The 13,733-nt window shown below is 64.9% G+C and carries 12 protein-coding genes; all 12 read right to left on the bottom strand.

What is annotated here, in order from left to right:
• Positions 1–86 precede the first annotated feature (86 nt).
• The 12 genes from IF103_RS09250 to IF103_RS09195 all read right to left on the bottom strand — a co-directional run bounded on the left by IF103_RS09250 (position 87) and on the right by IF103_RS09195 (position 13,731).
• Positions 87–869 carry a cyclase family protein gene (locus IF103_RS09250; protein ID WP_023379979.1) on the bottom strand — a complete coding sequence of 261 codons (783 nt, stop codon included), beginning with the start codon at positions 867–869 and terminating at the stop codon, positions 87–89.
• A complete protein-coding gene (locus tag IF103_RS09245; RefSeq protein WP_202676041.1) occupies positions 866–1,852 on the bottom strand; it encodes an NAD-dependent epimerase/dehydratase family protein in 987 nt (328 codons plus the stop codon). The genes IF103_RS09250 and IF103_RS09245 overlap by 4 nt, the downstream gene beginning before the upstream one ends.
• Entirely contained in the window at positions 1,843–2,835 is a 993-nt protein-coding gene (locus IF103_RS09240; RefSeq protein WP_104881934.1) for a fumarylacetoacetate hydrolase family protein, read from the bottom strand. The genes IF103_RS09245 and IF103_RS09240 overlap by 10 nt, the downstream gene beginning before the upstream one ends.
• Positions 2,832–3,404, bottom strand: a complete 573-nt coding sequence (locus IF103_RS09235) for a cupin domain-containing protein (RefSeq protein ID WP_023379976.1) — start codon at positions 3,402–3,404, stop codon at positions 2,832–2,834. Before IF103_RS09235 ends, IF103_RS09240 begins: the two co-directional genes overlap by 4 nt.
• An 11-nt stretch (positions 3,405–3,415) precedes the next feature.
• Positions 3,416–4,189 (bottom strand): SDR family NAD(P)-dependent oxidoreductase, encoded by a 774-nt coding sequence (locus IF103_RS09230; protein ID WP_027907044.1) that lies wholly within the window; start codon positions 4,187–4,189, stop codon positions 3,416–3,418.
• Entirely contained in the window at positions 4,186–5,376 is a 1,191-nt protein-coding gene (locus IF103_RS09225) for an MFS transporter (protein WP_023379972.1), read from the bottom strand. The genes IF103_RS09230 and IF103_RS09225 overlap by 4 nt, the downstream gene beginning before the upstream one ends.
• A complete protein-coding gene (locus IF103_RS09220) occupies positions 5,366–7,864 on the bottom strand; it encodes an efflux RND transporter permease subunit (RefSeq protein ID WP_202676040.1) in 2,499 nt (832 codons plus the stop codon). The genes IF103_RS09225 and IF103_RS09220 overlap by 11 nt, the downstream gene beginning before the upstream one ends.
• 3 nt (positions 7,865–7,867) lie before the next feature.
• The gene (locus tag IF103_RS09215) at positions 7,868–8,929 is read right to left on the bottom strand and encodes a WD40/YVTN/BNR-like repeat-containing protein (RefSeq protein WP_202676039.1); all 1,062 of its coding nucleotides are present in this window, start codon (positions 8,927–8,929) and stop codon (positions 7,868–7,870) included.
• A 52-nt stretch (positions 8,930–8,981) separates the two neighbouring features.
• Positions 8,982–10,349 (bottom strand): DUF1329 domain-containing protein, encoded by a 1,368-nt coding sequence (locus IF103_RS09210; RefSeq protein ID WP_023379969.1) that lies wholly within the window; start codon positions 10,347–10,349, stop codon positions 8,982–8,984.
• 14 nt (positions 10,350–10,363) lie between these two features.
• On the bottom strand, positions 10,364–12,034 hold the full coding sequence (locus IF103_RS09205) for a DUF1302 domain-containing protein (RefSeq protein ID WP_104881936.1): 1,671 nt from the start codon (positions 12,032–12,034) through the stop codon (positions 10,364–10,366).
• 85 nt (positions 12,035–12,119) lie between these two features.
• Entirely contained in the window at positions 12,120–13,244 is a 1,125-nt protein-coding gene (locus IF103_RS09200) for an FAD-dependent oxidoreductase (protein ID WP_027907048.1), read from the bottom strand.
• 139 nt (positions 13,245–13,383) lie between these two features.
• Positions 13,384–13,731, bottom strand: coding sequence for a Rieske (2Fe-2S) protein (locus IF103_RS09195; protein WP_023379966.1), 348 nt, complete (start codon positions 13,729–13,731; stop codon positions 13,384–13,386).
• Between the last annotated feature and the right edge of the window lie 2 nt (positions 13,732–13,733).

Genomic DNA, 13,733 nt, shown 5'->3' with positions numbered 1-13,733 from the left:
GTGCGGGCATGGCTGGCCCGAAACAGAGGTAGGAGCCTTGCTCGCGATGCGCCGCGCGGGCGGCGCTCGATTGACGCCCCTCAAGATCAAGTAAAGATCGCCACAGCCCGAACAAAGCCCGCAGAAGCCCGACGAATCTTGTACGGGAAACAACTGACCAGAAAACCGAACGGCGGCAGCTTTTCAAGATTGGCCAACTTCTCCATCTGCCCATACCCGATGTCGCGCCCAGCCTTGTGCCCCTCCCAGATAATCGAGGCATCGCCCGAAGCGATGAAACGTTCGCGGGTGTACTTGAACGGAGCGTCCCAGCTCCAGGCATCGGTACCGACCACCCTCACCCCCCGCTCCAACAGATAGAGCGTCGCCTCACGGCCCATTCCGACCCCAGCCTCCAGGTAACCGGGCTGGCCGAACAGGCTACCGGCGCGGGTGTTCACCAAGACGATATCCAGCGGCTGCAGTTCATGGCCGATGCGCGCCAACTCTGCCTCGACCTCGGCCGCGCTGACCACGTGACCATCGGGCAAGTGGCGCATGTCCAGTTTCACACCCGGCTGCAGGCACCACTCCAACGGCAGTTCGTCAATGCCGAAGGCCGGCTTGCCACCATCGGTGGTTGACGCGTAATGCCAGGGCGCATCCATGTGCGTCCCGCTATGGGTGGTGATCTGCAGGCGTTCGGCTGCCCAGGATTCGTCGCCCGGCAGGTCTTCCTTGCGTAGTCCGGGAAACATCGCGGCCATCTCCGGCCAGCCCTGCTGGTGGTCCATGTAGTCGATCTTCGGCAGCAGGGGCGGTGGATCGGTGTACGGGTTGTTGTCCAGGGTGACAGACAGGTCCAGCAAGCGACGTGCACTGATGCTCATGCAGGGATTCCTTTTCGATGGGTGGCGCGGTTACTGCGGCGCAGCGGCAGGTCGAGGGCATTGCGCAGCAGCGCGGCCACCGACCCGTCGTGGCAGAAACCAAGCTCGCGGGCCTGGGACGTTCGCAGCGGTGGATAGCTGCCGAACTGCGCTTGCAGTTGGGGGTCCGGGGCGAAGCTGATGCGTGCGCCGTTGGCCTCGCCAAAGCTGGTCGCCAGCCCGGCCAGCACCTGGGCGATGGATAGATGCAACACAGGCAACTGCCAGATGCGCTGGTTGCCGGGTTCTTCCAGTTCGGCAGCACGCAGCAGGTTGTCCACGCAGCAATTGGCCGACATCCACCAGGCACGTGCATCAGGCGAGACCGGGCAGGTGTAGGCGTCACCCGCCGCATAGGCATGTAGAAGGTCGCTCATGAACGCCGAACGCAAACCGTTCGGCTCACGCGGCCTGGCGACGATGCCGGGCAGGCGCAAGGCACGGCCGTCCACCTCGCCACGGCGGGACAGGTCTTGCAAGGCGATTTCGACCATGCGCTTGTGCGCCGCATAGGAAAGCTGCGGGGACGCCGGTTGGCCTTCGTCCATGCGCAGCGGCAGCTCGCCGCCGTATACCGCTACGCTGCTGGCGTACACCAGCACCGGAGGACGACAGCGATTGCGCAGCTGGTTGAGCAGTTCCAGGCTGGCTTGCAGATTCACCTGATAACCCAGCTCGTACTGCGCCTCGGCCGCGCCTCCCGGCACACTGACCAGATGGAACACCACGTCGACACCATCTGCCAGTATCCGGCGCAACAAGGCCGCGTCAGTGATGTTGCCGGTGTGGCAACGCAGGCGCGTGTCCTCGGGCAAGCCATCCAGCACCTGGTCCAGCAGCAGCAATGTCTCGATGCGCTGCCCACGCAACTGCCCCCTGCCCAACAAGCGCCGCACCAGTTGTCGACCGACGAATCCATTGGCGCCGGTGATCATCACGCGCATGGCCCGCCTCCCTGCACCACGCGCTGGTCGATGGCACCGAACAGCACTTCGCCAGAGAGGCCGCGGGCTTCCATGCGCACGCGATCGCCAAAACGCATGAAGGCCGTGCGCGGCGCCCCAGTGGCAATGGTTTCGATGGCGCGGCGCTCGGCGATGCACGCCGAGCCCACACTGCGATCGGCATTGGACACGGTGCCGGAGCCAATCAGCGTGCCGGCACTCAAACGCCGTGTCAGCGCCGCATGGGCGATCAGCTGGTGAAAGCCAAAATGCATGGTGCCCCCATGGGGGTGGCCAAACCACTGGCCATTCCACTCCACCTGCAGCGGCAGGTGCACGCGACCCTCGCGCCACGCATCGCCAAGTTCGTCCGGCGTCACCGCTACCGGTGCGAAGGTGCTGGCAGGCTTGGCCTGCAGAAAGCCAAAACCAGTCTTCATTTCCCTCGGGGCCAGAGCTCGCAGGCTGACGTCATTGAGTTGCAGCACCAGGCGCACATGCTGCAACGCCTGCTCAGCCAGGCAGCCCATGGGGACGTCATCGAGCAACACGGCAAACTCGCCTTCGAAGTCGATGCCGTGGGCTTCGCTGGGCAAAGGTATGTCCGCGCACGGGCCGAGGAAGTCGTCACTGGCGCCCTGGTAGATCAGCGGCGTGTGCTCTACGCCCTCAATGGGGTCCAGGTTGAAGGCCTTCTGCATCAGCTCGCCATGGCTGAGAAAGCAAGAGCCGTCCAACCATTGGCTGGCACGCGGCAGGGGGGCGGCCAGTCGGGTCAGGTCAAGATCGAAGCGCCCCCTGGCCGTGTTGTCGTTGAGCTGCTGATAGCGCTGCTGCAATCGGGCTTCGACCTGGGGCCAGTTCTCCAAGGCAACCTGCAAGTTGGCGGCGATGTCGCTGGCATCGACCGCTTGCCCGAGGTCACGGGCCACTACCAGCAAGCGGCCATCGCGGCTGCCGTCATCGAGTGTGGCAAGCTTCATGGCAACAGCTCCTTGAGGTCGTCGGCATAACGGCCATCGAGCAGGATGAAGACCATCCGTGCCATCTGCTCGGTGCGGTTGCTCCAGGCGTGGTTGGTGCCACGCTGGACCACGATGTCACCGCGCTTGAGGTGGACCTCGCCATCGTCCAGCACCAACCAGACCTCGCCCTCGGTGACGATGCCGTAGTCCAGGGTCTGTGTACGGTGCATCAGCTTGTGTTTCGAATCGGCCTTGCCCGTGCCGGCACCAACCTGGCCGATCTCGGCGAACACAGCCGCCGCCGCTTCAGCGCTGACCCGGTTCTGTACGCTGTCCGGCGGAATGTCCACCACCCGGATCACGCTGCCCAGCCTGCCAGGGCTCAGCTGCAGTGGCTGCGCGGTCGGGTCATCGCCGTTGTCCAGTAGCGCGGGGCTGCCGACACTGTTCCAGACCTCATAGAACAGGGTGCCGGGGACCGCCATGAGCGGGAAGTTATTTGGCGTCGGGCCGCAACTGGCGATGACCGCCTGGCCCTTGGCATCGTGGCCGGTAACGACACGTTTGAATGCAGGAAGCGATTGCATGTTGTCTCCTTTCAATTGCCGTCGCCGATGGTCGTGCCACCGTCGACAATAAGATTCTGTCCCGTGATGAACGCGCCCCCCGGCGCAGCCAGCAGCAAGGCAAGGGCTGCCACTTCTTCCGGGCGGCCGACCCGCCGCAAGGGGGTGAGCGCCAGGCGCCGCTCCAGTACCTGGGGGTTGTCGGTCAGAGGGCGGGCGAACGCGGTGTGGATGACGCCAGGGCTGATGGCATTGACGCGAATGTTCGCCGGCCCCCACTCCACCGCCAGGTTGCGCGCCAGCTGTGCGAGGCCAGCCTTGGACAGCCCATACAGGCCCAGCCCCTTGTTGCCGCGCACACCGGCGATACTGGCCATGAACACCACGCTGCCGCCGCCGCCCTCGGCCATGGCCGGTAACAGCGCGTTGGTCAGCCACAGCGCGCTGCGCAGGTTGACGGTGAAGGTCAGTTCCCAGTCGGCATCGCTAGCCGCGGCCAATGGCCCCATGTGCGGGGCGACACCGGCATTGCACACCAACGCATCGAGACGCCCGAAGTGATCCAGGCAGCGCCTAGCCAGGCCCTGTACGGCCTCGGCGTCACGCAGATCGGCGACCAGCGCGATGGCCTCGATGCCTTCCAGCGCCAGTTGCGCCACGGCGTGCTCGCAGCCCTCGGCACTCTCGCTGCTGATGGCGACACGCGCACCGGCACGCCCATACTCGCGGGCGATGGCCAGGCCGATGCCGCGGGTAGCGCCAGTGATGAGTGCAGTCTTTCCCGCCAGTGAAAACAGTTCGCTCATCGTGCACCTACCACTGCATCAGGACGTGTGCGGCGCATCATCACCAGGCACACTGGCGCCAATAGCAGTTGCCCGATGGCGATCAGCAACAGCGCGTGGGGCAATTGCGCAACCACGCCCGCCGTCAGCGCCAGCACCAGCAGCGGGCTGAGGAACTCGCCGGCGAAGATCGCCGCGGTGAATCCGCCAGTGGCGCGGCCACGCTGCTCGAAGCCGACCTGCTGCATTACCCGGGTGATCAGCGTCGGTAATAGCAGGCCCACACCCAAACCATTGATGAGCACCGCCACGACCACCGGTGCATGACTGCTGGCCAACGCCATCAGGCCACCACCGACCCCGGCGGTGGCAAAACCCAATGCCAGCAGGCGGCAAGGAGCCAGGCGCGCCAGCAGCCGGAAAGCCAGTGCGCCGGCCAACACGCCCAGTTGGTTGGCACCCATGGTCAAGCCGACGTGTTGCGGCGCATCGACATGCAGCAGTTGCAGCACGTAACCGGCCTGTACCGGGACGATGAACAGGCTGACGCCAGCCAGCCCGGTGAGCAGGTACAAAGGCGCCAAGGCTGCCCAGGGGAAACGCGATTGCGCCTTCTGCTCGCATGCGCTGCGACAGGTGCCGGGCTCCCACAGCGCGACGGCCATCAGCGGCAGGCACAGTACACCCACGGCGTAAAGCGCGAAGGGGGAACGCCAGTCGCTTTCGCCCAGCGCACCGCCCATGCCCATGAACAACGCCGCCGACAACGACGTCACCACCATCTGCAGGGCGAACAGCCGGGCTCGGCGCTGGCCGTCGAAGTAATCACCCATCAACGTCGTGCAGCAGGTCATGATCCCCGCTTCGGCCACGCCGATACCGGCGCGGCTGACGACGATCAGGGCCAATGAGTCCAGCCATAGCGGCAACAGTCCGCACAGGCTGTACAGCAGCATGCTCGCCAGCAACAGTGGTCGACGCCCGACACGGTCGGCGAGCACCCCGGCCAGCGGCGCCAGCAAGGCAATCACCAGCGCCGGCAGCGTCAACGCCACGGGCACCAGCACGGCGACTCCCGGAGTCTGGGCAAAATGCTCATGCATGCGCGGCAGGACCGGCGCTATGAGCACAGCACCCAGCACCGGCAGGCAACTGCCGAACAGCAGCAGCGCGCCCTGGATGCGTCCGGCGATACGTTCAGCGGCCATGGCTCATCTCCTCCAGTGGACGAAAGCCTGCGCTGGGTTCCAGCGCCCCTGCCCCTTCCTCGCGCTGCGTGGGCTGGGATTCATGGGCCGATGCTTTGGGGTGCTGTTCGGCACTGACCTGGCGGTGGGGCAAGAGGAAGTAAGCCAGTGCGGGCAAAAGGATCAGCGCGCCGACCATGTTCCAGACGAACATGAAGGCCAGCAGCACGCCCATGTCAGCCTGGAACTTGATCGGCGAGAAGATCCAGGTACCGACGCCGATGGCCAGGGTGATTCCGGTAAGCATCACCACCTTTCCAGTGAACAGCAGTGCGCGGTAATAGGCCTGGGACAGGCTCGCCCCTTCACGCAGCTGGCCCAGCACGATGCTCATCACGTACAGCGCGTAGTCCACGCCGATGCCGACACCCAGCGCGATCACCGGCAGGGTCGCGACCTTCACGCCTATACCGAGCGCGACCATCAGCGCTTCGCAGAGGATCGAGGTCAGCACCAGTGGCAATACCGCGCAGAGTACCGCTCGCCACGAGCGGAAGGTCGCCAGGCAGAGCAGGATTACAGCGCCGTACACCCACCACAGCATGTCGCGATTGGCCTGTTTCACCACCTGGTTGGTGGCAGCCTCGATACCCGCACTGCCAGCAGCCATCAGGAAGCTCGCCTGCTCGCTGTCGTTGGCCTGGGCGAAGCCCTGGACGCTGTCAACCACCTGCGCCAAGGTGTCGGCCTTGTGGTCGGTGAGGTAGGCGTAGAGCGTCAGCAGGCTGCAGTCGTCGTTGTATAACCCGCGCGGGGCATTGGCGGTGACCATGTTCAGGGTCGCCTGGTTGTTGACCAGGTCGTACCACTTCGGACTGCCCTCGGAAAGGCCGACCAGCACCCGGCGATTGAGCAGTGCCAGCGAGTTGGTCGAATCCACCCCCTGCAGGCCTCGCAGTTGCCAGTCCAGGTCATCCACCCGCTTGAGAGTGTCATAGGCCGAACAACCGCCGGGAGCGGTGCGCACCATCACGGCGAACACATCGCTGCTGGCGCCGTAATGCTGGGTGACGAAGGCATTGTCGCGGTTGTAGCGCGAATCGGCGCGCAACTCAGGCGCCCCCGCGTCGAGGTCGCCAACCTTCAGGTGCAGGCTGACGGCATACCCACCAGCGGCCATCAACGCCGCCACGGCGATGCAGGCACCAGCCCAGCGACGCTGGGTGAACAGGTCAAGAAAACGCCACAACGCCTGCTTGCGCGCCCCACTCGCCTGCGCTTCTTCGGCGCGCAGGCTACGCCGCGCGGCTCGGGCACTGACTCCCACGTACGAGAGCAATACCGGCAGCAGAATCAGGTTGGTGAAGATCAGCACCGCCACGCCCAGGCTGGCGATCACCGCAAGGTCCTGGATCACCTGGATCTGGATGATCATCAGCACAGCGAAACCCACCGCATCGCACAACAGCGCGGTCAACCCAGCCAGGAACAGGCGGCGGAAGGTAAAGCGCGCCGCCACCAGGCGATGCATGCCGCGTCCGATGTCCTGCATGATGCCGTTCATCTTCTGCGCGCCGTGGCTCATGCCGATGGCGAACACCAGGAACGGTACCAGCACCGAGTAAGGGTCGAGCGCGTAGCCCAGCAGCGGCAGCAGGCCGAGCTGCCAGATCACTGCCACCAACGAGCACACCACCACCAGTGCCGTGCTACGCACACAGCGGGTATACCCGTAGAGCACCACGGCGGTAATGGCGATTGCCACGGCGAAGAACAGCAGGATCTGCCGCAGGCCGTCGATCAGGTCGCCCACCACTTTGGCAAACCCGGTGATGTGGATCTGCACGCCCTGTGCCTGGAAGCGCTCGCGGAGGGTCTCAAGCTCGTGGGCGAACGCTGTGTAGTCCAGCGACTGACCGTCTGGGGTCTTCTCCAGAAGCGGCACGTAGATGATGCTCGATCGCTGGTCGAAGGCCACCAACTGGCCGATCTCGTTGGAGCGCTCGACGTTGCGCTTGAGCGCCTCCAGGCTCGCGGCGGCGCCATCGTAGCCATCGGGAATCACCGGACCGCCCTCCAGACCTTCCTCAGTCACTCCGGTCCAGCGGGTGGAAGGGGTCCACAGGGATTTCATCGCGGCGCGGTCGACGCCCGGCAGCAGGTATACCGCGTCGTTGAGCTGCTGCAGGTTGTCCAGGTAATGCTTGTCGTAGATGCTGCCGTGCGGGTTGGCCACGGCGATGCGAACGGCGTTGCCCAGCCCGGCCAGTTCCTGGCGGTGCTCCAGGTAGTTGTGAATGAATGGGTGATCCTGCGGGATCATTTTCTCGAAACTGGCGTTGAGGGTCAGGCGCGAGGCCTGCCAGCCGAGCAGCAGGGTTGCCGCCAGGCACAACAGCAGCACCCAGGCGCGATGGTTGAACAGCGCGCGCTCTAGCAGCGAGCCGGACGTGCTGTCGAAGTCATCGAGACGGCCGCTGGACGGCGCAGGTGAATTCATCGCGTGCATGGTTCAGTCCGCCGTGGTGGAAACGTTGGAAGCCGCCAGACGGCGGGTACCCGCCATTCCGACGGCGACGATGGCACCGTCTGCCGCGAGGGTGGCGGCGGTCAGCGGCAAGCCGTCGGAGACCGGCACAGGCTGCGCGGCGAAGGTGTCGATGCCGCTGCGCAGGAGCATGCCAGCCTGGTTGGCGAGCAAGAGCTGGTCACCGACGACGCGTATGCTGTTGAGCGAGGCGGGAATCGGGTTGGCCAGCGCCACGAAACTGTCTGCGCCGTCATCGGAGGCGAACAACGAGCCGCGCAATCCTCCGACCAGCAGTCGCCCGCTTGGCAGAATGGCGGCCGCGAAGTAGCTGCCATCGTAAGGGCCTTGCAGCGGTTCGAAGTGGGAACCGCTGTCGCGCGAACTCAACAGCAGGCCCTGCTCACCGGCGATGTACAGGTCGCTGCCCTGGCGCGCCAGGGCATACAGGTGCAAGCCACGTCGATTCGGCAAACGCCCCATGGCGGACTGCCAGGTCCGCCCACCATCGACAGTGCTCATGGCCAACCCGTAGGCTCCCACAGCAAGGCCGTGGCGTGCATCGGCGAAGCTCAGCGCCAGCAGCGGCTTGTCGGCGCCATCGGCGAGCAGCCGTTGCGCGGCGGCCACGCGCTGCTCGTCCGCGGATGCTTGGGCCGCTTGCAACTCCAGCGTCGCGGCGCGCTTGCCGTCAAGCTGCAAGGTCCAGTGCTCACCGCCGTCGGCGCTGTGCAACACCACCCCAGCGTGACCGACCACCCAACCGTGACGTTCATCGATGAACTGCACGGCGGTGAGGCTGACACTCACCGGTACGCTCATGGCCTGACGCCAGGTGGCGCCGTTGTCATCGCTGAGCAACACCACACCACGCTCGCCCACCGCCACCAGGCGCATACCAACCCGTGCCACGTCCTGCAGCACCGCACGCAGGGCTTGTGGCCCATGCACCGCGGGCTGCGAGAGTACATCCACGCCACTTCCGGCGAACGCCGGAGGCAGCCAGCAACAGGCGGCCAGCAGCCAGCTGTAGAGCATCTTGTTCATCGCACGCAACCTTTTGTTCTTGTAGTGGGTACAGCCCAGGCGCAGAGCCTGTTCAGCGCACGCCCTCACCGGCCATGGCGTCGGCGGTGAACACCGAGTCCTTGTAGGGCGGCACGATGCGGTACTGCTCGCTCTTGCCGGCGAACAGGTCACCTGCGAACCAGGCACCGGAGAGCAGGTCGTAGAAGCCATTGGTGAGCGTCACCACGCCAGGCAGGTCGGGTAGCACCACGGGTGACGTCCAGACCACCTTGGCCAACTGGTTTCGGGCGTCATAGCGCTCGCCCAGCACCGCGGCCCAGGTGTCTTCGTCGAGGTAGTAGGTACTGCGCGGCATCACGTGACGCTGGCCGTTCTTGAGGGTCGCCTGCACTTCCCACACGCGGTGCAGTTCCCAGCGGATGGCATCTGGGGCCAGGTGATGCGGGTCGAGCAGCGCCTCGGCGCTGGCAGCGGTAAAGACCTTATTGGCGTTGTAGGGGATGTACATTTCCTTCTTGCCCACCAGCTTCCAGTCGAAGCGGTCGAGGCGCCCGTTGAACACGTACAGCTCATCGAAACTCATCACACCGGCGGTGGCCGGGGTTGGCGTGTCGCAGCAGGCGTTGGGCAGGCGACGCACGCGGCGCTGGCCCGGCAGGTAGGTCCAGACAGCCGCTTTGTCGGCGTTAAGGTTCTCCAAGCCGGTGATGGCCTCACCGGCGCGCAGGGGTGGGCCATCGTTGGTCATGCGGATCGACCAGAACACGCCCTTGTCGCCACTGCCGCCCGGCAGGTACCAGGGCATCTGCAGGTCGGCGCGCGAGTCGTTGGTCAGCACATGCTTGCCGTCGGCGGTGGTCAGGTACTGCTTGAAGCTGGCATGCCACGACGCACCACGCCAACGCAGCAGGTGATTCCACATGGCTTGCACACCGTCGGCGGGGATCGGGAACGGAATACCTCCGGCCGCCCCTGTCGGCATCGGTCCGGCAGGGCCGTCCACAAGCGTGCCGCTGGTGGCATTGGCGAAGGTGGCGTCGTACACCGATTGTGGTGCGGCAGCGCTACGGTGGGTCGGGTAGACGTCCAGCCGGTAGCTGTCCGGGTACTTCTTGAGCATCGCCTGGATGCCTGGGGTCAGCTTGTCGGCATATTGCGCCATGTTCTGTGCAGTGATGGTCAATAGCGGTTTTTCACGGGCGAATGGATCGCCGCGCTTGCCGCCTTCCTTGTAGCCGGGGTCGGCCTGGGTATAACCGCCGGTCCAGGCCGGGATGCTGCCGTCGGCGTTACCGGCGCGCTCGCCGCCCAGCGGCGTCAAGGTGGTCTTGAGCGTGGCGGCCTGCTCGGCGGATACCGCGGCACAAGCGCCATGGGCGAACAGCAGCGAGACACTCAGGGCAGTGAACAGGGAAACGACTTTCTTGTTGTGTTTCATCGTGAAGTCCTCGGTCAGAAGGTGCGGCTGACGGTGAAGGCGATGAAGTCGCGGTCTTTGAGCGACTGTTCGAAGGTGTAATGGTTGTCGGCATCGAGGAAGGTGTTTTCCGGGCCGTAGTAGTGCGTGTAGGTCAGACCCAGGTTCCAGGTATTGAGGTAGTTGCCCTTCAGGCCGATGTTCAGGTCGCCGCCGTGGTCAGCGCCAAAACCGGTGCCCAGCGCCATGGATGCACCGTTGGTGTAGCTCGCTCCGATCGGCACCGAGAGGTCGAGGCCGGGGAAGATCTGCCGGTACATCGGCTCGAATACCAGGCGCAGGCTGGTGGCATCGCGGTCGGCATTGGGGTCGACGGCATCGGCGTTCTTGCTCACGCTCATCACCCGGTTCCAGGCGATTTCGCCAAGGAAACTGGACTCGGCAGCGATGACGTTCGGCTCCAGGCTGGCCAGCCACGAGAAGTTGGCGTGCAGAGTGCGACCGGTGGCGTAGACCGGGTTGTCGTCGTTGTCGATGACCTCCCCCGCCGCCAATGCATGCTGGTTGGTGGAAGCCAACGGCTGGTTCCAGCGCGTAGACAACTCACCTGCGAGGTTGAAGTTGCCCAGCGTGGTGGAGAAGCTGGCGCCCAGCGCCTCGATGCCTTCTGGATACACCCAGTAGAACTCGCCCGCCTTGCCGCTGACTGGGTCGAGGTTGGCGAAGTTCGGACGCACGTTCAGTTGCGGCGACTTGTCATGGAAGCGAATGGCGTAGACGCCCCAATCGACGGTCTCGGTCCGCCAGCGCAGCTGCACCCCGCCCTGCCCCGAATCCTTGGCTTCCTTGTCGTTGCCACGGAAGAATGCCAGCGGCTGGCCGCCGGGAAACACCGGCGCCCCGACGAACATGCGTTCACCGCCATCACCGAAGAAGTCGTCGGTGGAGAAGTAGCTGCCAGCCGCAGGCAAACGGTTGGCTTCCCACTCGAACTGGTAGTAAGCCCCAACGGATACATCCGGTGTCAGTTGCAACTGGCCGGAGATCTGCTGCACGGGTCGAATCAGCTCCTTGAACTGGGTGTTGGGCACCGACAGTCCCTTGACTACGTCCACCGGCGCCATGCCACCGGCAATGCCGTTCATCCCATAGAACAGGCTCTCGCCCCATTGCATGGCGTATTGGCCAAGGCGCCCGGATACCGGCATGTCGCCGATCTCGGTCTTGCCGAAGATGAAGGCGTCGAGCAACTCGCCCTTGCGTCCATGCAACGTGCGGGTGTCGTCGGTGAAGGCGTCGTAGTCGACCGAATAGCTGTTGGCGCGGTTGGGGTCGTTGTTGTCGGTGCCTTGGTTGTAGACATCGTCGTACCAGGCCGCGCCGCTGACCCGTGCACCGACGTTGTCGTAGGTGATGTCCAGCTCCGACAGCAGATCGAGGCGGTTGGAGATCAGGCCTTTGTCGAAGTTGCGGTCGCCGTCATCCAGGTTCAGCGCAGTCTGGCCCTCGGTGAGTTTGCCGCTGGCATCCTGGGTGCGCCAGGCGGCGCTGTATTTGAGCGTGTTGTCCCAGCGCACCCGCAGATCGGGGTTACCGGTCTCGAACTCGAAGGCCTGGGCCTGGCTGGTGGCCAGCGCCAGAAGCGCCAGGCCGATGGGTTTCAGCGCCGGCAGGGGCCGTGGGGTCGCACCTTTGCGAGTCAACATCGGGGTTTCCTCTTTATTGTTCTTGTCGGTCGGTGTTGGCGGAGAATCCGGTGCGCCAGCACGGGGGCGCACCGATTGCAAGGCGTCAGATCGGTCGTGCGGTGACATCCAGCATGTGCTTGACCAGGCCGATGCGGTCGAAGGAGGCGTCACCCTGGATCTCTTTCTCGCCGGCCAGCAGGGACTTCTCGCTGATGAACTTGCAGCGCTCGAAACGTCGGCCCATGAAGCGCTGCAACTGGGCGTCGAGACTGCTGCCTGCGGTGAGCTCCTCAGCCAGCACCACGGCATCCTCGATGGCCATTCCCGCACCCTGCCCCAGATGCGGCGTGGTGGCATGGGCGGCGTCGCCGATCAGCAACACGCGACCGCGATACCAGGGCTGGTCGACGAACACGGCTTCCAGCGGCTTGTACACGACCTCGCGACTGTCGCCGATTTGCTCGCGCAGCTCACCGATCAGCCCGCCGAATCCGACCAGGCGCTGGCGCAGGCCATCGGCCAGGGTGGCCGGCTCCATCCAGGGGTTGCCCGGCTCATGGGAGGTGGTGAACAGGTACATCAGGTCATCGGCCAGGGGCACCAGGCCGGCATTGCCTGACGGCCCCTGGTAGTTGGCCAGGTGGTCGATACCGGCAGCCCGCGGGAAGTTGTAACGCCACACCGACTGCCCGGTAAAACGTGGTTGGTACTGGTCACCGAACAACAGCTCGCGAATCTTCGAGTACAGCCCGTCGGCACCCACAACCAGCCCATAACGCCCCTGGCTACCATCGGTGAACAGCACGTCCACCCCTCCGCGATCCTGTTCGAAACTCTCCACCGAGGTACCCAGGCGCACCTCGGTGCCGAGTTCGATGGCGGTTTCGCTCAAGACCTTGTGCAGAGCGCGGCGGGAGATGCCGACATTGGCCGGGTACTGGGGGCCGGCCAGTCGCTGCCCGGGAATGCGCGCCAGCTGTTGGCCCTGGGCGGTATAGATGGCCACGTCTTCGAACGCGTAGGCGGCATCGAGATAGGCCTCGAGCAGGCCCAGGCGATGCATCTCACGCACGACATTACTTTGCTGAATGATGCCGACGCCATAGACGGTCCACTCGGTCTTGAGCTCGACCAGGTCGACCGCAATGCCCTTGCGACGCAGGGCAATGGCGGCGCACAACCCGCCGATCCCGCCGCCGACGACCAGCACTTTGTTCACAGTATTCATGGCATGTCTCACGTCTTGTTCTTGTTGTCCGCCCCGTCATGGGTGGCGGTCGTTTCCTGTGCCTGGGCACAGCTTCACGGCAGCGCCGGGCTTTGACCAATCGTGTCCTGGGATGCGACCTATCGCGCAGCGCGATAGATCAGTGGCCCAACTGCTCCAGCGGCACTAGCAGCCATCCGCCCGCCTCGTGGTGTTGCAGCACGTGCAAGGCCTCGCCGCGGCAAGGGCCGTGGACACAGGTACCGTCGTCGGGCCTGAAGCGCGCACCGTGCGCGTAACACACCACCCACTGGCCATCGGCACTGAGGAAACGGTCCTTGCGGTACTCCAGAGGCCCCCGCAGGTGCGGACACAGGTTGCGATACACCCGGACCTGCCCCCGGTAGCGAAGGGCGAACAGCGTGTCTTCGCCCTTGCCCTTGGGGTCGAAGCCGCGGGCCTGGCCTTCAACCAGCTCTTCGAGCCGACACAGCGCCATACGGCCCATGG

Origin of the sequence: Pseudomonas sp. SK2 (assembly GCF_016772395.1) — a bacterium.
Taxonomy (GTDB): domain Bacteria; phylum Pseudomonadota; class Gammaproteobacteria; order Pseudomonadales; family Pseudomonadaceae; genus Aquipseudomonas; species Aquipseudomonas taiwanensis.
This window is presented reverse-complemented; position numbering and strand designations above follow the sequence as displayed.

What these genes read in the sequence shown, in the direction of transcription:
- IF103_RS09240 (WP_104881934.1), bottom strand. Translation starts at nt 2,835, where the DNA reads ATGAAGCTTGCCACACTCGATGACGGCAGCCGCGATGGCCGCTTGCTG.
- IF103_RS09230 (WP_027907044.1), bottom strand. Translation starts at nt 4,189, where the DNA reads ATGAGCGAACTGTTTTCACTGGCGGGAAAGACTGCACTCATCACTGGC.
- IF103_RS09225 (WP_023379972.1), bottom strand. Translation starts at nt 5,376, where the DNA reads ATGGCCGCTGAACGTATCGCCGGACGCATCCAGGGCGCGCTGCTGCTG.
- IF103_RS09250 (WP_023379979.1), bottom strand. Translation starts at nt 869, where the DNA reads ATGAGCATCAGTGCACGTCGCTTGCTGGACCTGTCTGTCACCCTGGAC.
- IF103_RS09195 (WP_023379966.1), bottom strand. Translation starts at nt 13,731, where the DNA reads ATGGGCCGTATGGCGCTGTGTCGGCTCGAAGAGCTGGTTGAAGGCCAG.
- IF103_RS09245 (WP_202676041.1), bottom strand. Translation starts at nt 1,852, where the DNA reads ATGCGCGTGATGATCACCGGCGCCAATGGATTCGTCGGTCGACAACTG.
- IF103_RS09235 (WP_023379976.1), bottom strand. Translation starts at nt 3,404, where the DNA reads ATGCAATCGCTTCCTGCATTCAAACGTGTCGTTACCGGCCACGATGCC.
- IF103_RS09200 (WP_027907048.1), bottom strand. Translation starts at nt 13,244, where the DNA reads ATGAATACTGTGAACAAAGTGCTGGTCGTCGGCGGCGGGATCGGCGGG.
- IF103_RS09215 (WP_202676039.1), bottom strand. Translation starts at nt 8,929, where the DNA reads ATGAACAAGATGCTCTACAGCTGGCTGCTGGCCGCCTGTTGCTGGCTG.
- IF103_RS09205 (WP_104881936.1), bottom strand. Translation starts at nt 12,034, where the DNA reads ATGTTGACTCGCAAAGGTGCGACCCCACGGCCCCTGCCGGCGCTGAAA.
- IF103_RS09210 (WP_023379969.1), bottom strand. Translation starts at nt 10,349, where the DNA reads ATGAAACACAACAAGAAAGTCGTTTCCCTGTTCACTGCCCTGAGTGTC.
- IF103_RS09220 (WP_202676040.1), bottom strand. Translation starts at nt 7,864, where the DNA reads ATGCACGCGATGAATTCACCTGCGCCGTCCAGCGGCCGTCTCGATGAC.